We start from the raw sequence: 26,879 nt of genomic DNA, 5'->3' as shown, positions 1-26,879 counted from the left end.
GGGCCTCGCTAAAGACCGATGCCGATTTCGCGAAGCGTGGTGCGGAAGGCGCTCTCGCGATCGGAATACCGGTCGACGAGTTCGCTCGTGTTGAGCTGCGTCAGATGGTCGGCCACGAACTCGGCGCGATTCTCCGCCTTGTCGACCTCCGTGATATCGACAGCCGGCAGGCCGGTGAAGCCCAGCATCTCGCGCATGCGGTCGTCCACCGCCACCATCAGACTGGGCACGGCCGCCTGCATGGCGATGATCGAACCGTGAAAACGCCGGCCGAAATTGAAATCCATCGAGGAGGCCCAGCCGCGCCACTGGTTGTTGTCGAAGAAGGTGCGAACCTCGAACCGCTGCTTCTCCCGTTCCGTGCCGGGATAAGTCAGATCGCCGATCATCCGGCCCGACGCGGAATCATAGACACGTCCCTCGTCATTGGGCTCCACCTTCATATCGAAGTGAAGGAACTCGTCCTGCACGACGTATGGCGGTACGGTATCCTCAGGAGCGAGCGCGTTCGCATCCAGGATCGCATCCTGATTGCCGCCGAGATAGCCCGAAAAAATGGTCTTCGCCTTACCGATCTTGACGCTCGGCAGCTTCTTCATCGACCGGCGCATGTTGTCCGGCATGAAATAGACGGAAGGGCAGCCGGTCGGGCGCACGAAGGAAAAACCCTGATCCTTCAGGAAGCCGGCGGACTCGTAGCCGCGTGTCAGGAAATAGTGCTCTCGTTCCTTCAGGACGGCCAGAAGCCGCTTCGTTCCTTCTGGAAGATTGTTTTCCAGGTCCTTGCGGTTCTGCAACCCGATGCCCAGCATGACGATCGGCATGTTGAGCCGGCTCAGCACATCCGCCTCGGCATCCGCGGAAAGCCCCTTGCGCAACAGGTTGGCGCAGGTGAACACGCAAATATCGAAATTGGCGTTGAACTCATCAAATCCGCTGCCGCTCTTGCTCAGATTGTAGAGATGCCAGAAGGGAACCTGCTTGGCATGCGGCGCGAGCGCCCGCAGGGCCCCTTCGCCGATGAGATAGTTCCCGGTATTGCTGATGTTACGCAGCTCCTGCAGGAACTCCTCTTTGGTTTCCGGCTGCTTCTGCCGCTCCGAATAGGAGACGGACGAACCGTGGGCGCCATTGGCAAGGCGCGTGTAGTGACCGGGAATACCCGTCACGAGAATTCGCGGACGCATTCGACAAGACCTTTCTGTTTCAAAGAAGCGGCCCGGCAATCAGCCAGCTGCCGCGACCACGGGATTTGCGCCCGCCTGCTCGCGAAAGACCGCGGCGCGGGACAGTGACGAATTTTTCACGGACCGATCGCTCCACGCGATGAAATCCGAGAAGGAGGAAGTCCATGACCGGTGCGCGGCGGTTCTGATGCAGCCCTCCATGAGCGGCGCAAGCTTGCCACGATTGCGCGCAACCTCTTCAATGATGCGTGCCATCTCCCTCACCATCTGAGGATCGGAAGCCGCGTTGATCAGTATGCCGTCCTCGCCGTCGCAAATGAGCTCGTCGACAGCGCCAACCGCGGTCGCGATGGGCACGCAGCCGAGTTGCTGTGCCTCGGCGATCATCAGCGGCGCGCCCTCCCACCGTGACGGCATGAGGAGAACATCGGCCCAGCCGAGCGCCTTGATCAGATCCTTGCTCGCAAAAACCGGCGGGCGCACGTCGACGCCGAGGTCCTTCAGCCGTTCACTCCAGGAGACCCTGGAATCGGCGAGGATTTCCCCGCCGATCGCCCGGGCGTCGAAGGCGACGTTGGAGGTCCGCAGTTCCGCGAGCACTGCCGCCAGCCTGTCGATACCCTTCTGCTGATCGAACCGGCCCATATAGAGAATCCGCAAGCGGTCGTCCTTGCGCTCGATCCGCCTGACGGCCAGAACCTCCGCCAAGGCTTTGGGCGGCACCGAGAAGCTCGCGCCGTTCGCAACGGCGAAAACCTTCTCGTGCGGGACACCGTAGCTGTGCAGATAGATCTTGAGCTGTTCGGAGCAGGTCAGAAAGGCATCGTAGCAATGTTCGTGGGCAATCGCTGCGAAGGGCTGACCGGCGGGCCTCTTGAAGGCCGTGTTGTCCACGACGTGCAGATAGCAGGCCGTGCGCGTGCCTTCGGAGCGCAGTCGCGCGATGAGGGGATGGACGGCCATCACGTGGTTGTTGATCACCAGGTCGAAGCCGGAAAGCTGCCCTTTGAGCGCCTGCCAGTCGACCGAGTGTTCCTCGGCGATGAAATCCTGTCCGAGGAAGGAACCCGACCCGCCCCAGGCCGGAATTCCTGCCTCCCAGAAATGGATGTAGTCGAAGCTGGCATCGAATTCGTCGATCACGTCCATCCGGGACGTGCCGAGCACGAAGAGGTGGGTCTCATATCCGGCCGCCTTCAACTCCCGGGCCGCGGCATAGACGACCTTTTCAGCCCCACCAAACGAGGCGTTCGGCACAAGCAGCGCCACGGTGCGCTTGCCCTCGTTGTGTCCGAGCGGCAGGACCGGCGATCCTCCGATCTCCTTGCGCAACGCCTTGTGGAGATCGGTATAGGGCACGAGCCGCGCCGGACGCCAGGTCCACCGCCTGCCCGCCGTCTCGCGGAGGGGGCTCGAGGCAATCGCGTTGAGGCAATTGATCATCACCTGCTGAGGCGTGATGAGAGAGCGGCGCGGGAGGCTTCTTGGAAAAGGGAAGCGCACTTTCAGAACGGCCGATGTCGGCCATACCTGCTGGCTTGCGATCGAGGCGAACCAGTCGACGGCATTGTTCTGAACCACGTCCTGGACGATCCGGGTCGACAGGAAAACGAGATCGGCGGGGCCGATCTTTTGTGCGCCCGGCCCATGAATGACCGGCTCGATCTTGCGCTGGGCGGCATCGTTGGCGAGCTGGACGAAGACGACGTTGCTCACCTCGCTCAGACGCTCGAGATGAGCAAGCACGTTCGGCAGCATGCGCGAGCGCCGCAGAAGGTCGAGCGCCGCCCCGCTTCCAGCGACCAGGAATGGCGGAAAATGTTCATTGTCCGGCTCGCCGATATTGCCCCAGAAGGCCGGGATGATGTCGTCGAGGCGAAGCATCGTTGGTGGCTTGGTGGGATCGGTGAAGAAGGAGATCGCCGTATCTTCCGTCCGCGCAAACAGGTAACGCGGGCAATCCTCGTGTTCGAAATCCACCAGCATCGGGCGCTGGAACAACGGCATGTGACGCTTGCGCAGGAAGCTGACCGACGTGGCGCGGTCGCGGTTCGCCTCCTTGAAGCGGCTTTCCGCCCTCAGCCTGTATTCGAAGACGGTGTCGTGGCAGGGGATGCCGACGAAACCGTGCTCGATGCACGACAGCCAGAATTCCCAATCCTCGAAACCGTTCTGCCGGTCGTCGTTGAAGCGGACGCCGTCCTTAAAAACCTCGATCGAGATCATCGATCCCGTATCGCAGATATTGTCGGTGATGCAGTGCACCAGCCGCGAATAGCGATTGCCGTAATGGGCGCGCCAGCTGACCGAAAATGTGTCGATATTCGTATAAACCCACCCGCAGCCGCTAGCGACGAGCTGCCGGTAAAGCGTTTCGATCGTGCCGGGAAGGATGCGGTTGTCGGCATCGAGGAAATAGACGGCCCTCGCCTCGGGAAAGTGCTCGATGACGAAATCGATGGCGCGATTGCGTGCGCCGCCCGGGCCGGCGTTCCGGCCGAATATGACATGGATGCAAGGATGGGCCGCGGCGTAGAGCAGCAGCTGATCGAACGTCTCATGCCGCGGATCGCCGTCGACGGAGACGACGATGACGATCCGGCAGTTGCCGGGTTTCGAGGCAAGCACCGACTCGATCGCCTCAAGAGCAAGTGCCGCGTGACCGTAAAGAGGCATGGCCACGGCGATCAGGTCCGCTGGCTCCCTGTTACCGGACATCGGTGGCCTCCGTAAATTGCTTGACCATCCTGAAGCCGGACACTTTAAGCCAGGAGAAGTCGACGGAATCCGTCACTGCGCGGCTGAGGATCATCAGATCCATCGGGCCGCGTACCGGCTCGTCCAGCTGAATGTTGATATTGACGACCTCGCTGGAAGTGACTTCGCGCCATCCGCTGAAGAATGCCGATGGTCTGGCCGTGCCCTTTCGCGCGATCTCGGCCACTTCGGAACGCGCATTCGAATTTGCCGGCGCAAGCAGGAAGCTGACCGCGGCGGGCTTGCCTTCCGGATGATCGATAAAGGCCGTCACCGAAAAGGATATCGTTCCGGGCTCGACGGCGCGGCTGACCGCGCCGGCCGATATGCCGCTCGGCAATGGATGGCAGACGATGGCATGCTCATGCTCGAGGAATCGCACCGTCTGGAATTCCGGGACGATGGGCGTGACCGAAACGTCGGCGATCTGACTCAACGTAGCGACAGCCAAGCGATAGTCGACAGTGTACTGGCCTTCAAGCAGGTTGCTCGGCGCGATCATGTTGGGGGTTCTGGTGGGCTTGACCCCGGGCAACCCCGTGAAAACCTTGAACGCCAGCGGGCGCAGGTCGAGATCCGGATGCGGAAGTTCCGAGCGCGCCGAATAACGCTCGCCGGCGATCGGATAGCCGAGCGAAAGGCCGATAGTCTCCGGCCCGGTCGCAGAGATCCGCAGCCGCAACGTGCGCGCAGCTCCCCCACAGGCGCGGGGCAGCGAGAAGAAATTCCAGTTCGGCACGAGCTGCGCATAGGGGACAGTCCACTCGGCAACCCCTTCGCCGCTCTCGAGATAGCTCAACGCGACGACAAGCTCTCCGCTGACCCTGGGCACCGAGTGAAGGTGAAGGGCAAACCCCGCCACGCCAAGGCTGGATACCGGCAGAAGTTGCTCGATAAAGGCTGCGGCAAGCAGCGGCCCGATGCCCTCGTCCTTCGGATCAGCATACGGATCGTGGGAGAAAATCTCCGAAACCGGCTCCCAGTTTCGCGCCTGGAACGCATCTTCGAGCGCCCGGTAGTTTTCCAGCAGTGTTTCTCGTTCCCTTCGCAGGATCGCAAGCTCCGAAGTGATCGAGGCGCTGTACCGCGCAAGCCGGCCGACGCTGCCTTCGGTCAGAGCCTGCAGAAGCGGGAGGCTTTCCGGCCTGTTTGCGGGATCAAGCCGGCGGATGGGAACGGCGGGGACCGTCCCCAACGGTCCAAGCAGCGCCAGACCCGCCTGCAGATCCGCCTCTCCCTCGTCCGAATAGGCGACGGCGACCAATGGAAAAGCATTCTGCAATGTCACCGGAGGAAGGCCATCGGCATCGAGGAAAACGACCTGATGCTCGATATCGCTTCCTTCGAAGCAGGACCGATCCCGGGCAGATGCCGCGATCAGCTTTCTCGTCACCAGTTGTTTCCCAATGCCGGAAGACGTCAAATTTAGCACGCACCGCCCCTGAAGAATTACCCTGCAACAAAGAACAAATATCCCGGATAACCAAACTTTATCAAAGTCATCCGGCGCCTTTGATGAGAAGCCTAACAACTAACATTGCAGCGCACAATAACAAAATTCAACAGATATAAAGAAATGAACTCAAAATATACTTTAAAAATTGAAGTAATAATCATGCAGCCGCTCCTTGAATGCCTCGAAACGGTTTTCCGGTCAGCTTTTCAATAATATTCTGTTGACGATTAAGGCATTCCGCCAGCCGGAAACGCCTCTCGACTGTCCGGCGCGCTGCAACGCGCATCGCGAAATGACGTTCCGGATTCGCCAGGGCGCCGAGAATGGCCTCGGCGAGTGCATCCGTATCGAAGAACGGCACCAGAAGGCCATTTTTGCCGGACCGTATGACCTCCTGAACGGGCGCGGTATCCGATCCGATGACCAGCGCGCCACACGCCATAGCCTCCAGCACCGACCAGGACAGGACGAAGGGATAGGTCAGGTACAGATGCGCGGACGAGATCTGGTAGATCTGCCGTAAGACCGAATGCGGCACCGGGCCGGGAAAGACGATATTCTCCTGCGGTATGTCCAGCGACTTGAGGAGGTGATCCTTCCACGCCCCGCCACCCGGCGGCGGCACGCCATAGCTGACACCGTCTCCTCCGACGAACACGAACAGAGCATCGGCCCGTTGGCGCACGACCTTGGCGGCCGCCTCGAGAGCCTGCGGGAATCCGCGATACGGTTCGAGATCGCGCGCGACAAAAGTGACGATTGGAGGACCATCGGCACTCAGCACGCGTCCATCCGGAAGCGTAGCCGAAGCTGTCGGGTCGGGTCGAAACCGCGCCGTATCGATCCCCTCGTGACACACTGAAATGCGCCCCCGGGCGTCGGCGGGATAGAGACTTCTCTGCCAATGGGTGGGGCTGATGCCGGCCTCGATGGCCTCGAGGGACAGGAGTTGCGCGACATTGCGCAGCCGCAGTCTCTTGCGCGTCTCCAGATCGGGCCGATCGTCGGGGGAGAACCCGATATCTGCCCCTTCCGACCGGTAGAAGAACTCGCAATACCCCAATGCGGGCACCTGCGGGAGCACATCCTTCAGGAACATCATACTTCCCCAGCCGATATGGCCAACGACGACATCGGGAACCATCCCCTGCCGCACCATGGCATCGAGCGTCTCGGCGACGCGATGACCGATTCGCGCATGGTGATCGGGAGTCCCCATATGTCGGGCCATATGGGGATCTGCACGCGGCCCCGCTTCCGCTCGATGTCGAACGACTCGAACGGAAGGGATCTTCTGATCTATGGTCTCGGTGATGAGGCTGACCTCGTTGCCCGCCTGTGCGAGTTGAGCGGCCAGGGCAGCGAACTGACCGAAACCCCGTCGATGAACAAACGCCACGTGCATCGCGTCTATTCCCGCACGGCCAGGGGCACGCCCTCACCCACCATTCAAACGCCGTACCGTGGGGTGCTACCCCAAGCCAGCTCGAGCTGATGCAAAGTCTGGAATGCCGTTTCAAGCATCCGTTGCTCCTGGTCGCCACGATTCACCGCGCGCTCATAAGCCATCGCCGCGTCACGGAGATTTGCCCTGAGCTGCCGCCCCTTCTCCGTCAGCTTGATGCGTGCGGACCGCTTGTCGCGCTGGGAGGCAACCCGATCGATGTAGTCACCATCGCCAAGCTGTTTCAGATAATAGGAAACGTTGGAGCCGACATAATGCCCCCGATCCAGGAGCTCGGCGACCGAGAGTTCCGAATCGCCGATTGCCAGCAGAATCATCGCCTGTGCCGGCCCGATATCGTCGACCCGCAGCTTGGTCAGTTCCGCACGGATCAGGCCCGAGAACCGCCGGCTTGCCCGCTCCATGAGGCGAGCGAGCTCGAAATATGTAACCTGTTGGAGGTCCCCCAACTCTGCATCCTGAGGATGCTTGGGGTCTGTCTGTGCCGTCTGGCCCATTTGAACTGTCAGTTCGCCGTTCAGATCAACAGGCAAATTAAGCACAACTTCTTCTTTCATCCCACTCTCCATTTCAGGAAAATACTTCAAAAATTGAAGTAATATTCAACTACGCCCATTCCCCCCAATTGCCATGAGCTTGCATAAGCCCTCCGTTATGTGCCAGATTGGAGGAAGCAATACTATCCTTCGGTTTAGCTATAACGAAATACGTCCTCCGACTGATTGATCTAACGTTAACTTGAGGCAAATTGCCATGCGCGATACTGTTCAAAATGGGACAACAATCAAGGGGCAAATCCGGGGAGGTCGAAAACAAAGCAGCCCAGGGTTGCTGGTATCGCAAGCAAAACGTGTATTTCTGTCGGGATTGTTTTATGCCGCGGCACTCAGCGTGTGCCTGAATTTATTACAACTGACGATGCCTCTGTTCATGCTGCAGGTCCATGACCGGGTGCTCAACAGTCAGAGCATGGACACGCTTGGAATGCTCATCATTCTGGCCGTCGGCGCCCTTGTCGTGCTCGGTGTTCTGGAATTCATCCGCGCCCTCTCGTTCCAGGCCATGGGAGGTGCGCTTGTGCGCCGACTGAACATGCCCGTCCTGGCCGCCGCCGTTCAGGCCTCGGTCGACCAGGGCCTGTCGCGCGCCACCCAGTCGCTTCGGGACATCTCGGAATTGCGAAGTTTCCTGACCTCGTCAGCAGTCACTGCGCCCCTCGATGCGGCGTGGTCGCCGATTTTCCTTGGCGCCCTTTTCCTTTTGCATCCGCTTTTTGGTCTTATCGGAGCCGTTTCCGCCGCCCTGCTCCTCTGCGGCGGACTGATTACGGACATTTTGACACGCCAACTCACCAAGGAGGCGAATCAAACGAATATCGAGGCGGTGTCCAAGATCGGCGCTTCGCTGCGACATGCCGAGGCAATCGAGGCAATGGGCATGCTGCCGGCCCTGGCGGCCCGTTGGCGCGCCCTGCAACTGGAAGCCCTCAGCGCCTTTGAAACGAGCGGGCGCAGGAGCAAGGCGATGTCGTCCATTACCCGCAGCCTGCGCTATTCCATCCAGATCATTACCCTGTCGGCCGGTGCATTTCTGGTGCTGCAGCAGGAAATCACGCCCGGCGCGATGATGGCATCGAGCATCTTGGTTGGGCGCCTCCTGATTCCCTTCGATTCGCTCATCGACAATTGGCGGCAGTGGGTGCTGGCGGCCGGGGCCTGGCATCGTCTGGAGGCCATCCTCACGGCGGACGTTGCGATCCGCCAGACGATGCCGACGCCGCATTCGTCGGGCGACATCGTGGTCGACAAGCTCATTTACGCAGCCCCCGGGCTCGATGTGCCGATCATCAAGGGCATTTCTTTCTCCCTCTCTCCGGGCGAGGTTCTGGGCGTGATTGGCCCTTCCGCCGCGGGCAAATCGACACTTGCGCGCCTGCTGGTCGGCGTTCTGCGCCCCACATCCGGCGGCGTCTTCCTCGACGGCAACAATACCTATCTCTGGGAGCGCAGCTCGTTCGGCCAGATAGTCGGATACCTGCCGCAATCCGTCTCGCTTCTGGAAGGCACTATTCGGGAAAACATCGGGCGAATGGCGGACAGCGATCCATACAAGGTATTGGAGGCGGCGCGGCTGGCCGACATTCACGAAATGGTCGGGCGCCTGCCGCTCGGCTACGACACGCCTGTCGGCGACGGACATCTGACCCTTTCCGGAGGGCAGCGGCAGCGTATCGCGTTGGCGCGCTGCCTCTACAACCAACCTCGCCTCATCGTGCTCGACGAACCGAACGCAAATCTGGATGCGATCGGCGAACGGGCCCTTATCCGGGCGATCCAGCGCGCCCGCGAAAGTGGCGCCATCGTCATCATTATTGCTCACCGGCCGGCCATCATGCAGGTCGCCGACAAGCTGCTCGTGCTTGAAAACGGCCGCATCACCCAGTTCGGACCGCGTACGTCCGTGGTTCCGGCCACGATGCCGGGCGAAACAGCCCGGGAGGTAGCCGCAATATGACCGGGCACAAACCCCTCATGATTGAGAAAAAGCCGCTCGCGATCCGCGCCGATCTCTCCGAGCGCCAAATCCAGCGATATCAACCGGCCTTGCCGGATGCCGGCCCATCGAACCTGGAGTTCGACCAGTTTGACAGCCGTTCACCGCTGCGCGGTCTCGTCATTGCGGGGCTCGCCACGATCCTCGTCTCCTTCGGCGGATTTTTTGCCTGGGGGTTTTCGGTCGAGCTCAGCAGCGCGACGGTCGCCAACGGCACGGTCATCGTCGATTCGAAACGGAAAACCATCAGCCATTTCGAAGGCGGCGTGATGAACCGATTGCTGGTCCAGGAGGGCGACAAGGTTGCCGTCGGTCAGCCCCTGATCGAACTGGAGGATACGCGCGCCCGTTCCAGCCTCCGGTCGCTTCAGGCCCGGCGCATTGGCCTGATCGCCAAACTGGCTCGACTGAAAGCTGAACAGAATGACGCGCCGCAAGTCAGTTTTCCAAGCGATTTCGGCGATGCCTGGGGTGTTACGATCGACGACTCCGTCAGGGCGGAGACGATATTTTTTGAAAAGCGGCGCGAGACCAAGCTCGGACGCGTCGAGGTCCAGAGAAAGACGATCGAGGAACACCTCGAACTGGCAGCGTCATACGACATCCAGATCGAGGCGACCGACCGGCAAATCGGCTTCATCAAGGAGCACCGCGCGGCGATGGACTCATTGGTGAAGATAGGCGCCGCACCGCGTACCCAGATCATCGAGATCGACTCCAGGCTCAGTGAGCTTGCGAGGCAACGGGGCGAACTCGTCGGCAACAAGGCCCAGTCCGAAAAGGCCGCAGCCGGCGCGCAGCTTGCGCTGACTGGGATCGAAAGCGACTTTCAGTCGACGATTGCCGGCGAAATCGCCACCGCACGCGTCGATCTCGCCGACGTCGAGCAACAGATCACCGCTTCGAAGGACGTGCTGCGGCGCCTCGAGATTCGCTCTCCGCAGGATGGCATCATCAGCAACATCTTGGTGCGCACCCCCGGCAGCGCGGTCACGCCCGGCCAACCGTTGCTTGAGATCGTTCCGGAGAATGAGCCGCTGCTGGTCGAGATGCGCGTCAATCCTCGCGACATCGACAGCATCGCTGTCGGCTCGCATACCCAGGTCCGGCTGACGGCCTATAATCAACGGTCCCGCCTGCCGATGGAAGGTACGGTCATTTATGTCGCCGCGGACCAGTCGGTCGACGAGAAATCAAACAGTGCGTTTTTCGTCGCGCGCGCCAAACTCGACCCGGCATCGCTCAAGGCGAACCCTGATGTGCGCCTCTATCCCGGCATGCCGGCAGAAGTACTGATCATCCACCAGCCACGCCGCGCGATCGACTACATCACCTCCCCCGTCCTCGAAAGTTTCAATCGCGCTTTCAGGGAAGATTAGTATCCGAATGGAAAGAAATGCTGCAAAGCAGAAATTGTTTCAAATATTGAATTTGTTTCAAAGTAAAATACAGAAATTTTAATTTATATAACTGGAGATTATCGGGGTAATGTGCCAGTAATATTCAATTCAGGAAATATATTTCCCAACATATGGCATTTTGTCTCAAGACATGCTTGCGCTTCGGTTTTTTGCAGTGCACATTTCAAGCGCGAAATCGTCGCACCCGCGCCGACAACGCACTCGTACAAACCTGAAGAGGAGAGGCAGATGGCCACATTGGAAGGCGGAGCATACGACGATGCCCTGTTCGGTTCCCGCTTCAACGACTTCATCCGCGCCCATGGGGGCGATGATTTCGTAAACGGCGGTAACGGGCACGACATCGTGTTCGGCGGTGAAGGTGACGACATCCTGTTCGGCGGAAAGGGACATGACACCCTGTTCGGCGACGAGGGCGACGACTTGCTGAACGGTGGAGATGGCAACGACAATCTTGTCGGCGGCTGGGGTGATGATCTTCTTTACGGCGACAAGGGCAACGACACCCTGCTCGGCGGACATGGCAATGATCTTCTGTCCGGCGGCAAGGGTGCTGACATCCTCTACGGCGGCGACGGCAACGACATCATCGATGGCGGCGCTGGCAACGATATCCTGGTCGGCGGTGCTGGCCATGACGTCTTCGTGTTCGGCGGCGGCGGCGGCAATGACGTCATTCTCGACTTCACCGCTGGCGAGGATATCCTGCAGATCTCGAAGGGCATCAATGGCCTCGACGTGACCTCGCCGGACGATCTGGCCTCGCGCGTCACCCAGGTCGGCGGCAATGTCGTCGTCGATCTCGGCCATGGCGATACGCTGACATTGGTCAATGTCGACGCTGACGACATTCATGCCAATCCCGAGAACTACTTCACCGTTCACTGAGCATGATTTCTGCGCGCCCTGCCTCCTCCCGCGGGGCGCGCAACTCCGATTCAGAGGGGCCGCGTGTGACGTTCGACGAAGCGATAGACGACGCCACGGGCGTTTTTAGAAACGCAAAAATCTTTCGGCTCGGCGCGGATTTGGCAATCCTTGTCTGGGATCTCCCCTCGCCCCTTCCCGCAACCACCAAGTGCCTGTTGTCGATGGATCGGTCACCGGTACCGCTGGTCAGCATGATGCTTCCACTCGGCCACGGAAGACAGCGCATGTTCTGGGCGATGCGACCGGAACAACAGCCGGTAAACGCGGACATCTGCACGGAACACGGCGACATCGTCGAAACCGTCGTGATGCAGCCGGCACACATGCTCACGCCCCTCGATGTGGAAGCGCTGTTTACGGATCTTGCGCCGGGTTCCCGCATCAAGTTCGTCAACAACCTGCTGACCGTCTGGCGAAGCGCCTTCCGCATCGCCGGCGACCATCTTTTCCATATGATCGTTGAAGACGCCCTTCATGCGCTCGTGCCCGAACCGCAGGCCGCCAGCATCGTCTGCCAGGTTGCTCAGGGACGCCATCTGATCGAGACGGCGATCAATCCGGACCTCGGCGACATTATAGCGATCTATGCGATCGGCGCGACTTCGATCGCACGCATGGCCGTAAAGCCTGTCCTCGGACGCCGAGCGAAAAGCGGTCTTCAACCGTGCCATTTCATCGCGGAGGCGCCTTTTCCCTCTCCTCCGTTTCTTATCGTCCTCCTGAGCAAGAATGGTGCCGCAATCCGCCAGCTTGCTGACGACAAGCCTCGCCATCCCAGCCTTCAGAACTGGTGGAGCAAAAACCGTGAGGCGGTGGAGCTGCGCGAAATGATCGTCCGTTGCCTCGCCGCCTTGCCGGAAGGCAGCGCCGCGACGGCGATCGACCTTCAGGTCAACGCCCCGCTGCCTGCAACCCGGGTTGCCAAGTCGTCGATGCACCCGTCCGGGGAGGTCGATCTCGCCCTGGCGCTCGACGACGGCCTTCTGGCAGGCGGCTGGTTCCATGCGCCGTCATCCGCCTTCGCCGGCATCGACTACGTCAGGGAGGACGGCACGGCCGTACCGCTTGACGCAAACAGCTACAAATTCCCGGCATGGGCGGAAGGCAAGGACGAGAAGAGCAAGACCGATGTGACCGGCTTCGTTGCCTGGATCCCGCTGCCGGAATCCACCGGCCCGCTCCTGCAGCCGCGATTTCAGTTGCGCCTTGCTTCGGGAGCGGTCAGGCCGCTGATACCGAAGCCGCAGCCTTTCGAGCCCGCAACGCAGCGGAACCACGTCCTGCGCGCCGTGCCGCCGCAGCATGCGGTCGACAGCGCATTCCGCACGATCCTCGCGCCCGCCCTGCAGGACATAGAACGGCGATTGGGAAAGACCATAGAGGTCGACACCACGAAGGACTACAGCCTGCCCGAAACCACACCCCTCGTTTCGATTGTCATACCCCTCTACAAGGTCCTCGATTTCCTGCGCTTCCAACTGTCGGGAATGGCCACCGATCCGTGGCTCGTCGCCAATGCCGAGATCATCTTCGTCCTCGATTCACCGGAAATCCAGGATGAGACGGAGCACATGCTGGGCGGCCTGCACCTTCTGCACGGGCTGCCGATGAAGCTGGTCATCATGAATCGCAACAGCGGCTACGCCAGGGCCTGCAATGCCGGCGCACGTTTTGCCCGCGGCGCCATTCTGGTCATGCTCAATTCGGATGTCGTGCCAAAGGGACCTGGTTGGCTTCAGGTGCTGTCGCGGCCGCTGCTGGAAAACAGCAGGGCGGGCGCCATCGGCCCCAAACTACTCTTCGAAGACGGATCGCTGCAGCATGCCGGCCTGTATTTTGGCCGCGACCAGCGCGGGATCTGGTTGAACCACCATTTCAACAAGGGCATGCCCGGCGACTATGCTCCCGCCCAACAAGCCCGCGAGGTTCCCGGCGTCACCGGCGCCTGCCTCGTGACCCGCAGGGCCACCTACGAGCGCGTCGGCGGCTTCACCGAGGACTACGTGATCGGCGACTACGAGGACAGTGACCTCTGCCTCAAGATCCGCCGTCTCGGGCTCCAGATCGCCTATGAGCCGGCCGCCTGCCTGTATCATTTCGAGCGCCGCTCGATCCGTCGTAGCGAGGACTATATGCGCGGCGTTGCCAGCCAATACAATTCATGGCTGCACACGCAACGCTGGGAAGACGACATCACCGACTTGATGGCCAACCCGTTCGGCAGAGATCAAGATCACCCCGCCACCACGAATGGGAGAGACCGGGAAAGGAACGCAGCGTGACACAGATAGCACTCGCGCGCCCTCCCAAGCCGGCTCGGCTGGTCGATGAGGACCGCGTTCGCTGGCTGCTTGAAGCCGTTCGGGGCAACCGTTTTCTGCCGCAGCCGGAACCCACCAACGTCTTCGTGGGCGACGGTGATTTTCGTGCGATAGGCGCGGAATTTCTCGGGCACTTCATCCGTATCGGCGGCCTGCGCGAAGAGGCCCGCGTGCTCGACATCGGCTGCGGTATCGGCCGGATGGCTGTGCCGCTTACCCAGTATCTCGATCCGCAAACGAGCCGCTACGACGGCATCGATCCGGTCGAGGGCGGCATCGACTGGTGCCAGCGGACGATCACGCCCGCCTACTCCAATTTCGCCTTCCAGCGACTGGATATCGCGCACGAACTCTACAATCCGAACGGCAAGGTCAGCGGCCGGGCCCTGAGGCTTCCCTTTCCGGATCAGCATTTCGACTTCGTCATCATGACGTCGGTGGTCACTCACCTGCCCCCTGCGGAAGTCCTCGTTTACCTCGCTGAGGTTCGCAGGGTCCTGGCATTCGGCGGCCGATTGTTCATGACAGCCTTCGTAGTCGACCGGATCGCGGCGGCAGACGAGCACGGGCGGCGCGATCCGCGCCTTGCGTTCCGCCGCTATGGCGAAAGCCCGTGCTGGTTCGTACCCAACCAGGCGCCGCTTGCGGCGGTCGGCTTCGAAGACGGCTTTCTGGACAAGGCGCTCGAACGGGCCGGCCTCTCCGTCGCCTTGAAATCGCTTGGCCATTGGCGCGGCACCAAAGCGGCTCACCATCAGGATTTCATTGTGGCGAAGCGCCGGGGAAATGGCCGATGAGCAAGCGCATTCTGGTCGCTGCCCACAACCATCCGTCCCTTCACCCGGGCGGAACCGAGATATTCGCTCATGACCTGTTTCGCGCCTATCAGCGCGAGGGCCACGAAGCTCTGTTTCTCGGTGCCACGAACCACATTCATCGCGAAGCAAGACCTGGCACGAGCTTCCAGAGCATCGGCTCGGCGGGAGACGAAATCCTGTTGTGGTCCGGACATTTCGACCGCTTCTTCATGAGCCAGATCGACCTCTACGGTGTCGTGCCTGACATAGCGGATCTGCTGCGCGATTTCCGGCCGGATGTGGTCCATCTCCACCACATGCTGCTGCTTGGCGCCGAGTTCCCCCACATCGTCCGCCGCACCCTGCCCGATTGCCAGATCGTCATGACACTCCATGACTACTACCCCATCTGCCACCATGACGGCCTGATGGTGCGCACTGGCAGCAAGGAGCTTTGTCATCAGTCCAGCCCGGACCGCTGCCATGCCTGCTTCAAGGATATTCCGCTCGATCGCTTTGCCTTGCGCGAACGCCACCTGAAGGCCCTGTTGAGCACGGTCGACCACTTCGTCTCGCCAAGCGCCTTTTTGCGGGATCGCTATGTGCAATGGGGACTGGACGAAGATACGATCAGCGTCATTCCCAATGGCATTCCTGCCCGCAAAGCCGGCCTGCGAAGAGATCTGCTTCAGGGCGGGAAACCGGTCTTCGGATATTTCGGCAATCTCAACCCCTGGAAAGGGGTGACCGTATTGCTCGAGGCGGCGCGTCAGCTTCTGGCCGACGGCATGGATTTCGAACTTCGCGTCCATGGCGGCGCGCCTTTCCAGAGCGAGACGTTCGTCGAGGAAATCAATCGGCGCTTTGCCGAAACATCAGGATCCGTGCAGGCCCGAGGCCCCTATCGACGCGAAGATATCGGCGATCTGGTGGCTGCGGTCGATTGCACCATCGTTCCGTCCGTCTGGTGGGAGAACGCACCGTTGGTCATTCAGGAAGCCCAGGCGCAAGGCCGTCCGGTCATCGCCAGCAATATCGGCGGAATGGCTGAAATGGTCGAGCATGGCGTCAACGGCCTGACCGTCCCACCCAATGATGCCCGTGCGCTCGCCGCGGCGATGCGTGACATCCTAGAAAACCCGAAACTGCTGCACCTGTTTGCGCAAAACGCCCGCAAGCCCGACGACATCGATACGACTGCCCGCCGCTATCTCAAGTGGATGGAGACGGCACAGGTTCAGGCATTGGAGAGCGCATGACCAGTCCCGCCGAACGACCGGATGCCGCATCCGAACAAGACAACGTCAAGCCGATGAACGGCCGCGTGGACGCCGTCGACATGGGTACGATCTTCGGCTGGGCATTCGACCCGATGGCGCCGGACCAGCGTCTGACCATCCGTGTCCTACTCGATGGCAAGGTGATCGCAGAGACTGTTGCCGATCGCAACCGTCCAGACCTGCGACGCAATGGTATCGGCGACGGCAAGCACGCATTCGAAATAGCGCTGCCCGATCCCCTCCATTCGCGGGCCAACGATATCGTCGTCATGGCGCGCAATGGAAGCGGTTCCGAACAGGCGCTTCGCGTTCCGCAGCCGAACGAACAGGCGGCCGAAGCCCTGATCGCCGCGCCGCTGGCAAAAGTGCTCGACAAGCTTGATGTGCTGATGGCGTCGCAACGGCAGTTGCAGGTCTCGCAGCGCTCCCTGCAGCGCGCTCCGGAAATCGATGCGGACAAGCCCGAAACCACCGACCTGACTGAAATCGGCAACGCCGTCGAAAACCTCAAGGTGGAGGTCAGCCAACGGCTGAATGACCTCGATGTCCACCTGATGCGGCTGGACGGGGTCGTGGCTGGGATGGAGAAGAACCTGAACGCATTGAAGAAGCGGGCGAACGCCGAATTCAAACCCATGCTGTTGCTGCTGTTCGTTCTCGTCGGATTTGCCGCGGGCGCCGGCCTCGCGCTGATTTTCAGGATCTGACCGAGGGAGGGCAAGGCATGCTGGTTACGGAACAATCCCCCGTGGTTACCAACCCTCCGGTCACCGGCCCCCTGGTCACCGGCCCCCTGGTCACCAAACCAACACCCGCCAAGCAGGGGGCGAGCAGGGCGATGCGCTCCGGAAGGGTTATCGGCTGCCGCGTCGACGAGACAACCCTGCTCATTGTCGGCCTCGGCCAAGTCCCGGCCGGCGATGTGACGGTTGGCGTCGGCGAAAACCAGGCAGATACGCGAAATGCATTTGTCTCGGAATGGCGATTGGCCGCATCCTCACCGCGGGCCAAGCACGGCTTTGCGGCGCTCCTTCCGGCCGGGGACACCGACCTTGCCATGACCACGATACGCCTCGGCGAGAAGGAGACGGGCACGCCCTACATCTTTGCGCCCCGTCTTGCCTCAACGGAGGAAGCCGCCGCGCTCATGCTCGAGTCCGCCGGATCTCAGTCGGCCGCCGTCATAAACCGGCTCGTAGACGCTCTGATGACCGGCAATCTCAGCCGCCGCAGGCTTCTCGCCATAACCACGCTTTTACAGGCGACCCACGCCACTGATGGCTTCGTCGAGGTGATCGGCGAGAGCCATGATGGCGTGACATTCCTGCAGGGCTGGAGCCGCGGCATGGCACCCGGGCCTTGCCGGATGTCCCTGATCAGCAAGGCGACACCGATGGTCGCGGAATGCGGTATTGCCACCTTTACACGTCCCGACGCTCCTGATGGCGCCGCTGGTTTTGTCGGCCTTCTCGAGACGAACGAGGCTGCCCGCGCTGCCGACATTGAAGGTCTGATCTTTCGAGGGCGCGCCGGTTGGAGGCATGTTGCGGTCCACCCTCGAAAACGCATCGCCGATCCGCAGGAAACCCCCGAACATATCCGGTCGGTCCTGATGCGCACCCACAGCACGCCGGACGTGCTCCTGTCCCTGCGGGCCGCCGCCAACAGTTTCGAGGGCAAGGAAACCGTCTCCGGCCTGTCCTATCCCGTCCGGATGGGGATAGACAGCATATTCGAGGCCGATGCGGGAAATCTCCTCATCTCCGGCTGGCTGTATGACCCCGATGGCCACGTCGCGACAGTTAAGCTGCGCCGACGCAATGCTGCAACCCGCCTCGACGAACACTGGACGCGCTTCGATCGCCCCGACGTCGCGGACAGTTTCAACGACCAGACGCACCTTGTGCCGGGTCTGCGGGGAGATCAGCGCGCCCACGGCTTCGTTGCCCACGCCCAGTTACCGGGCGAAGATCCAGGCGCGTCCCTTTATTTCGAGCTGACGCTGCAGGATTCGCGCCGCGCGTTTCTGCCGGTCAAACCGACGCGCCTTTCGGCACGTTCGGCGGCATTGCGCCAGATCGGCTCGATCGATCCCGTCAACAGCGCGCTGCCGGCGATCGTCGATACACACGTTGTTCCGTTCCTGACACGATCATCAGGAAGATCAGCGCCGGCCATCGAAACGATCATCGACGCTGGATTCTTCGATGAGGAAAACGGTCTCCCGATCATCATCGGCGTAGGCGAGAGCGAGGAAGACATTTCCCCGCTGCTTGCCCTGCTCGCACTCGATCCGGAAACCCGGGGCGCGCCAATCGTGATCGCCATGCCTGCCGAGCGGTTTCGCAGGCAGGCCGCCCGCCTCAAGGAGCTCGCGCGTTTCTATCGCCTTTCGGTCAGGTTGGTATCGACGAAGGGAACGGGCGACGTCTACGACATGCTGGAAGCGGGTACGCAGGCGCTTTCCTGTGAAACGGTCGTGTCGCTCTCCGCCTCACTGATCCCGCATGGGAGAGGCTGGTATGGCAAGCTCGTCGCTGCTGCTTCCACGATGAAAGGAAGCATCATCTCGCCCGTCCTGGCTTACGAAGACCATTCTGTTCGCTGGGCGGGAAGCTGGATCGACGACGGCAATGACGACCAGCCGGTCGTGGGCCGCTACGCCGGATATCCGCTCAAAGCGGTTACCGACATGAACGTGACCCACGTCGCAGCGGCCTCGCTCGAATGCTGCATCATGCCCCGCGACGCCCTGTCGGGCGCTGGCAGCTTCTGCGGTGGCTATCTCGGTGCGCAGGAAAAGGGTGTGGATCTAGGCCTCCGCCTCAGCCGGTCCGGATTCGACTCCTATTTACTGCCGTCCGTGCAGATGTGGGGCTGCGACGACGCCCGCGCCGGCGATAGTCCTGCGATGGCGGCCTTGGTGGAAGAGATCGACCGGAAGATCTTCAAGAGCCAATGGCTGCCTATCCTCACCGTTGAAAAGCACCTGGAAAAGAGGCCCGCATGAACGAGCAGCTTCGCGTCCTTGTCGTCTCGCATGCGCATCCATCGGTCTCGCTCGGCGGGGCGGAAATCGCGTCCCACAACCTGCATCTCGGCCTGAAAGCATTGCCGAACGTGGAATCGGTTTATCTCGCTCGGATCGGTCACCCGGTGCCGCGACACGCCGCATCCGCGCTGATGAGCCTGCGCCTCGTCGAGGACGAATTGCTGTTCCACACGGACGATTACGACCACTTCTTCCTGTCGAACGGCGATACCCGGGCGATCAGCCAGGACCTTTTGCGTTTTGCGCGCGATCTGAGGCCCCATGTCATCCATTTCCATCATGTTCTCGGTATCGGCCTCGAAGCACTCTATGCTTTGCGAGAAGCGTTTCCGCACGCCGCCATCATCGTCACGTTCCATGAATATCTGTCGATCTGCCACAATCACGGGCAGATGGTGAAGCGGCCTTCCGGCCAGCTCTGCGAAACCGCCTCCCCCGTTGCTTGCCACGGCTGCTTTCCCGAGATCCCCGTCTCGCGTTTCCTGAAGCGGGAACTGTTCGCCCGCGGCATGCTCGGCCTTGCCGACGCTTTCATCTCCCCCAGCCGGTTCCTGGCGGATCGCTACGCCGCATGGGGCATCGAAAGAGACAAGATCAGCGTGATCGAAAACGGCATCGCCATGGAAACAGCGGCGCCCGCGCGCGAGGTTCAAGGTCTCAAGCCGCGCCGCAATCGCTTTGCCTATTTCGGACAAATGACTCCATTCAAGGGCGCCGATATCCTGATCGACGCCGTCTCGCGTATCCCGAAGGAGATATGGGGCGAAGACTCCTGCCTGATGATCTTCGGCGGCAATCTTGAGCGACAGCCGGTCGAATTCCAGGAACGTATCAAGAAGCTCATCGCCGACGCCGGCAACCGCGTTCGCTTCTACGGCGCCTACCAGAACGCGGACGTGACACGTCTCATGCGTTCCGTCGACTGGGTGGTTCTGCCGTCCGTCTGGTGGGAAAACTCGCCCGTCGTCATTCAGGAAGCGCTGCTCCACCGCAGGCCGATGATCTGCTCCGATATCGGCGGAATGGCCGAAAAGGTGCGTGACGGAAAGGATGGCCTGCACTTTCGCGCCGGCAGCAGCCAGGATCTCGCGGATCGCATCGTTGAGGTGCTGGGCGATGGCAAAATCTGGGAGCGGCTGCGCGTTTCCATGCGCCAACCCGCCGACCGCGCCGCCTGCGCGCGGGAACACGTCAAACTCTATCGAACATTGCTGCGGCGAAAACTCGATGCCGCGATCGCCGAGAGCCCCAAGCTTCTGTCGCCCGCGCTTTAAGACGCTCGCCTCGATAAACGCCGGGAGGACCGTCCTTCTTCAGCAAGGTCGCCTTGTCGGGCGGGCCTGGCAACATTCGGATCACGAATGCAAGGCACCGGCCGCTCTGAGCCGGGCGATACGGCCGTCCAGTTCCTCCAGCCGACGGCCGAAGCCGAGATTGTCCGGCTGATACGCCATGGCGTCCGCAAGCATGGCCCGCGCCGTCACAAGCTCACCGTCGCGAATATGGCGATTGGCCCGGTGGTAGAGGAAGTTTGCCTGCTCGACAGGAGAGAAATTTGGGCCGAAGCGCGCGTGAAACCGGTCGGCCCAGGCCCGATGCCGAGCAATCGCCGTCATGGCGATCTGATAGGGCCGCATTGGCGCGGTCACGCGCGCTGCGCGGGCGAGACCGCGCAGACCCGGAAGATCGTCTCCGCGGCAGGCCTCGATCACCGAGAGCGCGCGCGCCGTCCCGGTAAAGGCGCGAACGGTGCCATGGCCGGTCATATGGACCGGCACCAGTTGGGTCCTCTCCTGTAGCGCCGTGATCCGAACCGCGTGCTGGTGATCGACGGTGTGAAACGGATCGAAGAACAGATAGGCCCGGCCGGCCGCGTGATCAGGCGCGATCCCCATATTGGCGTGGAGATCGGGCGAGAAATGGCGCGTAAACCTGCCGTCGAAAGGAACGGCTTTCGGATCGATCGAGACTTGCGGGCAAAAGGCGACAGCCACTGTGGCATTGAAGCGCCGCCGGTACCGCAGCGCTGCATAGCCGCCCTGCGAGTGCCCGTAGAGGATCCGCTCCGATGCCGCGTGAAGGATAGGCGCGGCCGCCTCGACAGCCTTGACGACGCTCGCCGCCGGAAACCAGTTCGGCCGCCGGCTGATGAAGCCAAGCGCCGAAATGTCGGCCTTCTCGCACAATCGCTGCCCCCAGAAACGACTGCCGTTCGCCCTCATTTCCATTTCGTTAAATGTGACGAGAAGATAGGGAGACGACCCAGAACGATGTATCACCTCCAAATTTTCATCTGAAAATATGATCATACGGCCACCATTAAGCGGTTTTGGAATAAAAGTAATTCGAATTTTGAACTATAGTTGTTCCACAACGTAATCATGCGCAAATTGTTGTTTAACATCAATAACAGATTTACACGACTGATTGGAATATATATTCATTGAGCTCCATATTTCTGGCTATAGGATTTATCGGGGCTTGGAGAAACCAAATCACGCCCCAACGTTCACACAAGATGTTTCTCGCCTGCAACGGCACAAGACGAAAAAAGCCCTTTGGAGATGACCTGGCGGTCTGAGTGCGAGGAAGACATGCAATTTGAACGAACGAAAATCCCCGACGTCGTGCTGGTGACGGCCCAAAAAAATGGAGACCATCGTGGATATTTTTCAGAGACTTTTCGGTCTGACGTCTTTGGTCAAAACATCGGTGCCTTCAATTTCGTCCAGGACAACCTGTCGCTTTCAGTAGAAGCTGGAACGGTGAGAGGGTTGCACTTTCAGATTGAGCCTCGCGCTCAAGGAAAGCTGGTCCGTTGCATCGCTGGTTCCATCCTCGACGTCGCAGTCGACATCCGGAGAGGCTCACCAACTTTTGGACAATATGTCCAGGCGGAACTGACCGCCGAGAACGGTTGCCAGGTCTGGCTTCCGGCCGGGTTTGCGCATGGGTTCTGCACTCTCCAGCCCAACAGTGTCATCTCCTACAAGGTCACGGACTACTACAGCAGCGACCATGACCGTGGAATATTATGGAACGACCCGGAGCTCAATATCATCTGGCCCGTGACGGCAGAAAGCGCCGTGCTTTCGCAGAAAGATCGGATGCAACCACGTCTCGCCGAGCTTGAGACGACGTCATTCACAATAGCTGATGGCAGCTAGGGGACATACAATGCGCGTCCTTGTTACCGGCGGAGCCGGGTTCATCGGATCGGCTGTCGTGCGTCATCTGGTTCTCGTCAGAAACTACGACGTCTTGACCGTAGACAAGCTGACTTATGCCGGCAACGTGGCGTCGCTCGCCACCGTCGAGAACAATCCGCGGCATCGTTTCCTTCAGGCAGACATTTGCAATCGAGCGGCGATGCAGGAGGCGTTCGACAGTTTCAAACCCGACCGAGTCATGCATCTGGCGGCGGAGAGCCATGTGGACCGCTCTATAACTGGCGCCCGCGACTTCGTCGAAACCAACGTCGTCGGCTCATTTACCTTGCTGGAAGCCGCCCGGCACTACTGGCAGGATCTCTCCGGCAAAGCTAAAACAGACTTCCGCTTTCTCCACGTCTCTACCGACGAGGTGTATGGCTCTCTCGGCAAAGACGGATTGTTTACCGAAGAAACCCCCTACGATCCCTCTTCTCCCTATTCAGCTTCCAAAGCAGCCTCTGATCACCTGGCCAAAGCGTGGGGCCGCACCTATGGCATGCCGGTTATTGTCTCCAACTGCTCGAACAATTACGGCCCGTATCACTTCCCTGAAAAACTGATCCCGCTGATTGTGCTGAATGCTCTTGAGAGCAAATCACTGCCAGTTTACGGCAACGGCGCCAATATCCGCGACTGGCTGTTTGTCGAGGACCACGCAAGGGCGCTGGACCTCATCGCCGAACGCGGGAGGATTGGCGAGACGTACAATATCGGCGGCCGTAACGAGCGGCGCAACATTGAGGTGGTCAAGCGCATCTGCTCGATCATGGATACCCTGCGGCCGCAGAAAGCCCCCCACGAGCGACTGATTACCTATGTCACCGATCGGCCCGGGCATGACGCACGCTACGCGATCGACGCCACGAAACTCGAGACGGAATTGGGTTGGAAGGCAGAAGAAAACTTCGATACCGGGATCGAAAAGACGGTCAAGTGGTACCTGGAAAACGAATGGTGGTGGACGCCGCTGCGTCAGGGGTACGGCGGTGGCCGGCTGGGCCTCCTCAACCGATCCGGAGGCAAATGATGGCACGGCGGTATGTGGTCACCGGGCGTTTCGGGCAGGTCGCGCAGTCTCTGATCGAGCGAGCCGAGCGCCACGGCGAGATAGAGATTATTCCGCTCGCAAGACCCAATCTCGACCTTGCCGATATCGGAACGATCGAAAAAGCTCTTGTGGAAGCGAGACCTGAACTGATCATCTCCGCTGCCGCCTATACTGCCGTCGACCAAGCGGAAAGCGACGCCGCCAAAGCTTTTGTCGTCAATAGTGCGGCCATAGATGAGATCGGTCGCGTCGCGACCAAGCTCAACGTGCCGATTATCCACTTGTCGACGGACTATGTCTTCGACGGCAGCAAGACTTCGCCTTATCATGAGAGTGACCCCGTCGCGCCCCTCAATGTTTATGGTCAATCGAAGCTTGAGGGCGAACGTCGTCTGGTCGCGTCGGGAGCAGATTACGTCATCCTCAGGACCGCGTGGGTCTACAGCCCCTTTAACAAGAACTTTTTGCGCACAATGTTGCAGCTTGCTGGAAGTCGCGACGAACTCGATGTCGTCGCCGATCAATACGGCAATCCAACATCTGCACTCGATATCGCCGATGCCATATTAACGGTTGCCGACAATTTGCTGTCGTCACGGAACGGACGCCTGCGCGGTATATTCCACATGGCGGGAAGCGGTGAGGCCAGCTGGGCAGACTTTGCTTCTGAGATCTTCCGCATATCTGTCGAGATGGGTGGCCCGTCAGCGATCGTCCATCCGATCCCGACGGCGCAATATCCGACACCGGCTCGCAGGCCAAACAATTCGAGGCTGGATTGCAGCAAACTCGAAAGGGTTCACGGTGTCCGTCTGCCCAACTGGAAAATCGCGACTGCGACTACATTGCAAAGGCTCTTGGCCTGCGATGCGCCGGAAAAACAGGCTGGCAAGGAAAAGGCATCCGAGGAGAACCGTCGATGAAGGGTATCATTCTGGCTGGCGGCAACGGGACGCGTCTACATCCGATGACGCTTGTCACGTCGAAACAGCTAATGCCCGTCTACGACAAGCCGATGATCTATTATCCGCTCTCAACGTTGATGCTGGCCGGAATACGCGATATCCTGATCATATCCACCCCGCATGATCTGCCTGATTTTCGCAGCCTGTTGGGCGACGGTTCGGCTTGGGGAATCTCGCTCTCCTATGCAGAACAGCCTTCGCCTGCAGGTCTTGCCCAAGCTTACATCATCGGTGCCGATTTTGTCGGATCGGATCAGTCCTGCCTCATCCTTGGTGATAACATTTTCTACGGTCATGGCATCACCGAGCTTTTTGAAAGTGCGGCGGCGCGCAACGATGGTGCGACGGTGTTCGCCTATCATGTCCATGATCCGGAACGTTATGGCGTCGTGGAGTTCGACAAGGCGATGAAGGCGATCTCGATCGTCGAAAAGCCGACGGTGCCGAAATCCAACTGGGCGGTTACCGGGCTCTATTTTTACGACAAGGACGTCGTCGACATTGCCGCAAACCTCAAGCCGTCGCTGCGGGGTGAGCTGGAGATCACCGATGTCAACCGGGTCTATCTCGAACGTGGCAAGTTGAACGTCGAACAGATGGGCCGCGGTTTTGCGTGGCTCGACACCGGCACGCCCGAGAGTTTGTTGGAAGCAGGGAATTTTGTCGGCACTCTGCAGAAGCGGCAGGGCATCAAGATCAACAGCCCTGAAGAGGTCGCCTGGCGCAGGGGCTTTATAGATGACAACCAGCTGGAGGCCGTCGGCAAGAAGCTGGGCAAAAGCGAATATGGCAGATATCTACAAACGCTTTGCAGGTAAATTTTGTATTCGTAACACCAATTTACCAGATGCATCGAGATCACGCTGGATCCAGTCAGACCTTGCCGACCCGCACACGCGCAGGCGAGGCATCATGCAGCCTGCGCCAGGCCCGCCGAAATTGCCTTGCCGATGAAAATCCGGCCCGTTCGGCAACGCTTTCCATATCCAGCCTCGAGCCGACAACAAGCTCCCTGGCGAGGGCTATGCGCATGCGGTTGACATAGTCGATCACGCTCATGCCGGCATGCTCGTTGAAAAGCCTCGACAGGTTGCGGGGACTGGTCGCTGCGACCTGCGCCAGCGTTTCCAACGACCAGTCGCGCGACGGGTCCGAACCGACCGCATCCTGGGCGCGATGAATGGCAGGATGAATATGATTGCGCCCTTCGAGCCAAGGCGAGAGCTGCGGATCGGCGCCTGCCCGGCGCAGATAGATGACGAGGTTGCGTGCAACGGCCAATGCTGTCGCATGACTTACGTCGCGCGCAATAACGGCCAGCATCAGGTCGATGCCTGCGGTGACACCGGCACTCGTCAGCCGTTCTCCGTCTTCAACATAAAGCCGGTTCTCCCGGACACGCGCCGTTGGCGCAAAACGGGTCAGGTCGGCGAGTAGGCTATAATGCGTGGTGCATTCATGGCCTTCTAGCAAACCGGCGCGCGCGGCAAGCAGCGCACCGGAGCAGATCGTTGCGAGACGAATGCCAGGCCGTACGCTTCGCCTCAACCATTCGACGATTTCGGTTTCCAGCGGGGCATCAGTGTTTCTTGTATCAATGATCGCACCCAGCGGCTCGTCAACCGCGCCCGACACGACGACGAGAGTTCCATCTGGAAGATCCGCAGGCAAAGGATTGATGCCGGTCAGGCCAAGTCCGGTCGAACTGAGAATGTCGGCGGACGGCCCGATATAGGTGATGGAGAATCGAACCGCTGTCTGCTCCAGGTTGGCTCTTCGCAACACCTCCATTGGTCCGGCGATGTCCAGCAACAGAGTGCGCGGCGGCACAACCACATAGACAGGGACGCTCCGCCGCCGCTCTTCTTCTGTCATGCTGCGGCGCGCTTCGGAGCTTGAGCCAGCGCCTCCTCGACGGTCGCAATCCGGGCGAAGCGATCGGCCAGCACCAATTCGGTGCGGGCACGGATTTCCGCAGCGCTCCATTCGCGGCCCGTAACATCCGTCATCGGAAAGGTTAGCGTCGCCTCGCCGACATAGTCGACCGCATAGCCGAGATCGGAAGCATGCCGGGTCGTGGTTTCGCAGCATTGCTCGGTGCGGATACCGGAAACAATGAGGCTACGGATGCCATGCCCCGTGAGCCAGACATCAAGTCCACTGCCGACAAGCGCGCTATGCCGGCGCTTGCGGAAGACGGCGTCCGCGTCGATGCGGAGCGGCGCAAACGGGCGAACGAGGCCGGAGGCTTCGGAAAATGCTCCGGAATCCTCGACGTGAAAAATCTGGATGACGGGAAAGCCGGACGCTTTTGCACCATCGATCAGGGCCTGTTGGCGTTCGACATAAAGCGCGACGCCCTCCTCACGGAAGTAGGGGCGATGACGGAAGGATTCCTGAGCGTCGATGACAAGAAGTGCGGTGCTGGCGGACAT

General features: G+C 60.3%; 21 protein-coding genes. 13 read left to right on the top strand and 8 right to left on the bottom strand.

Features of this window, described 5'->3' with window-relative positions; genetic code table 11:
* Positions 1-8: 8 nt before the first annotated feature.
* The 5 genes from AC1DLT_RS11305 to AC1DLT_RS11285 all read right to left on the bottom strand — a co-directional run bounded on the left by AC1DLT_RS11305 (position 9) and on the right by AC1DLT_RS11285 (position 7,362).
* Positions 9-1,187, bottom strand: a complete 1,179-nt coding sequence (locus AC1DLT_RS11305) for a polysaccharide pyruvyl transferase family protein (RefSeq protein WP_038544745.1) — start codon at positions 1,185-1,187, stop codon at positions 9-11.
* A gap of 39 nt (positions 1,188-1,226) precedes the next feature.
* Positions 1,227-3,905: a glycosyltransferase gene (locus AC1DLT_RS11300; protein ID WP_477486780.1), complete on the bottom strand. Its 2,679-nt coding sequence runs from the start codon at positions 3,903-3,905 to the stop codon at positions 1,227-1,229.
* Positions 3,895-5,376, bottom strand: a complete 1,482-nt coding sequence (locus AC1DLT_RS11295) for a DUF6212 domain-containing protein (RefSeq protein WP_038544750.1) — start codon at positions 5,374-5,376, stop codon at positions 3,895-3,897. The genes AC1DLT_RS11300 and AC1DLT_RS11295 overlap by 11 nt, the downstream gene beginning before the upstream one ends.
* 181 nt (positions 5,377-5,557) lie before the next feature.
* A complete protein-coding gene (locus AC1DLT_RS11290) occupies positions 5,558-6,805 on the bottom strand; it encodes a glycosyltransferase family 4 protein (protein ID WP_477486779.1) in 1,248 nt (415 codons plus the stop codon).
* A 44-nt stretch (positions 6,806-6,849) separates the two neighbouring features.
* Positions 6,850-7,362, bottom strand: a complete 513-nt coding sequence (locus AC1DLT_RS11285) for a MarR family winged helix-turn-helix transcriptional regulator (protein ID WP_046600977.1) — start codon at positions 7,360-7,362, stop codon at positions 6,850-6,852.
* A 256-nt stretch (positions 7,363-7,618) separates the two neighbouring features.
* Between AC1DLT_RS11285 and AC1DLT_RS11280 the strand changes: the two genes are divergently transcribed.
* From AC1DLT_RS11280 to AC1DLT_RS11240, 9 genes are all read left to right on the top strand, one after another.
* The gene (locus AC1DLT_RS11280; protein ID WP_038544756.1) at positions 7,619-9,379 is read left to right on the top strand and encodes a type I secretion system permease/ATPase; all 1,761 of its coding nucleotides are present in this window, start codon (positions 7,619-7,621) and stop codon (positions 9,377-9,379) included.
* 17 nt (positions 9,380-9,396) lie between these two features.
* Positions 9,397-10,797 carry an HlyD family type I secretion periplasmic adaptor subunit gene (locus AC1DLT_RS11275; protein WP_477486778.1) on the top strand — a complete coding sequence of 467 codons (1,401 nt, stop codon included), beginning with the start codon at positions 9,397-9,399 and terminating at the stop codon, positions 10,795-10,797.
* Between the two features lie 270 nt (positions 10,798-11,067).
* Positions 11,068-11,727: a calcium-binding protein gene (locus AC1DLT_RS11270; RefSeq protein ID WP_038544758.1), complete on the top strand. Its 660-nt coding sequence runs from the start codon at positions 11,068-11,070 to the stop codon at positions 11,725-11,727.
* A 65-nt stretch (positions 11,728-11,792) separates the two neighbouring features.
* On the top strand, positions 11,793-14,051 hold the full coding sequence (locus tag AC1DLT_RS11265; RefSeq protein WP_477486777.1) for a glycosyltransferase family 2 protein: 2,259 nt from the start codon (positions 11,793-11,795) through the stop codon (positions 14,049-14,051).
* Positions 14,048-14,887 carry a class I SAM-dependent methyltransferase gene (locus AC1DLT_RS11260; protein WP_477486776.1) on the top strand — a complete coding sequence of 280 codons (840 nt, stop codon included), beginning with the start codon at positions 14,048-14,050 and terminating at the stop codon, positions 14,885-14,887. The genes AC1DLT_RS11265 and AC1DLT_RS11260 overlap by 4 nt, the downstream gene beginning before the upstream one ends.
* A complete protein-coding gene (locus AC1DLT_RS11255; RefSeq protein ID WP_477486775.1) occupies positions 14,884-16,146 on the top strand; it encodes a glycosyltransferase family 4 protein in 1,263 nt (420 codons plus the stop codon). The genes AC1DLT_RS11260 and AC1DLT_RS11255 overlap by 4 nt, the downstream gene beginning before the upstream one ends.
* Entirely contained in the window at positions 16,143-16,874 is a 732-nt protein-coding gene (locus AC1DLT_RS11250; RefSeq protein ID WP_477486774.1) for a hypothetical protein, read from the top strand. Before AC1DLT_RS11255 ends, AC1DLT_RS11250 begins: the two co-directional genes overlap by 4 nt.
* A gap of 17 nt (positions 16,875-16,891) precedes the next feature.
* A complete protein-coding gene (locus AC1DLT_RS11245; protein WP_477486773.1) occupies positions 16,892-19,177 on the top strand; it encodes a hypothetical protein in 2,286 nt (761 codons plus the stop codon).
* Positions 19,174-20,493, top strand: a complete 1,320-nt coding sequence (locus AC1DLT_RS11240) for a glycosyltransferase family 4 protein (RefSeq protein ID WP_477486772.1) — start codon at positions 19,174-19,176, stop codon at positions 20,491-20,493. Before AC1DLT_RS11245 ends, AC1DLT_RS11240 begins: the two co-directional genes overlap by 4 nt.
* 81 nt (positions 20,494-20,574) lie before the next feature.
* Here AC1DLT_RS11240 and AC1DLT_RS11235 read toward each other — a convergent pair whose 3' ends face one another.
* Positions 20,575-21,528: an alpha/beta hydrolase gene (locus AC1DLT_RS11235; RefSeq protein WP_477486771.1), complete on the bottom strand. Its 954-nt coding sequence runs from the start codon at positions 21,526-21,528 to the stop codon at positions 20,575-20,577.
* A 285-nt stretch (positions 21,529-21,813) separates the two neighbouring features.
* Here AC1DLT_RS11235 and rfbC point away from each other — a divergent pair, with 285 nt between their 5' ends.
* Genes rfbC through rfbA form a run of 4 tightly spaced genes read left to right on the top strand, consistent with a single transcriptional unit; the run spans position 21,814 to position 25,262 of the window.
* On the top strand, positions 21,814-22,386 hold the full coding sequence (gene rfbC / locus AC1DLT_RS11230) for a dTDP-4-dehydrorhamnose 3,5-epimerase (protein ID WP_477486770.1): 573 nt from the start codon (positions 21,814-21,816) through the stop codon (positions 22,384-22,386).
* Positions 22,387-22,396: 10 nt separating this feature from the next.
* Entirely contained in the window at positions 22,397-23,458 is a 1,062-nt protein-coding gene (rfbB, locus tag AC1DLT_RS11225; RefSeq protein ID WP_477486769.1) for a dTDP-glucose 4,6-dehydratase, read from the top strand.
* Positions 23,458-24,402, top strand: a complete 945-nt coding sequence (gene rfbD, locus AC1DLT_RS11220; protein WP_477486768.1) for a dTDP-4-dehydrorhamnose reductase — start codon at positions 23,458-23,460, stop codon at positions 24,400-24,402. Before rfbB ends, rfbD begins: the two co-directional genes overlap by 1 nt.
* Positions 24,399-25,262 (top strand): glucose-1-phosphate thymidylyltransferase RfbA, encoded by an 864-nt coding sequence (rfbA, locus tag AC1DLT_RS11215; protein ID WP_477486767.1) that lies wholly within the window; start codon positions 24,399-24,401, stop codon positions 25,260-25,262. Before rfbD ends, rfbA begins: the two co-directional genes overlap by 4 nt.
* A 55-nt stretch (positions 25,263-25,317) precedes the next feature.
* Here rfbA and AC1DLT_RS11210 read toward each other — a convergent pair whose 3' ends face one another.
* Positions 25,318-26,319, bottom strand: a complete 1,002-nt coding sequence (locus AC1DLT_RS11210) for a GlxA family transcriptional regulator (RefSeq protein ID WP_477486766.1) — start codon at positions 26,317-26,319, stop codon at positions 25,318-25,320.
* On the bottom strand, positions 26,316-26,879 hold the full coding sequence (locus tag AC1DLT_RS11205; protein WP_038544779.1) for an isochorismatase family protein: 564 nt from the start codon (positions 26,877-26,879) through the stop codon (positions 26,316-26,318). The genes AC1DLT_RS11210 and AC1DLT_RS11205 overlap by 4 nt, the downstream gene beginning before the upstream one ends.

It is taken from the genome of Neorhizobium sp. 05N33, from assembly GCF_056397445.1.
The sequence above is the reverse complement of the archived record's forward strand: the minus strand, read 5'-3'. Positions and strand labels throughout refer to the sequence as shown.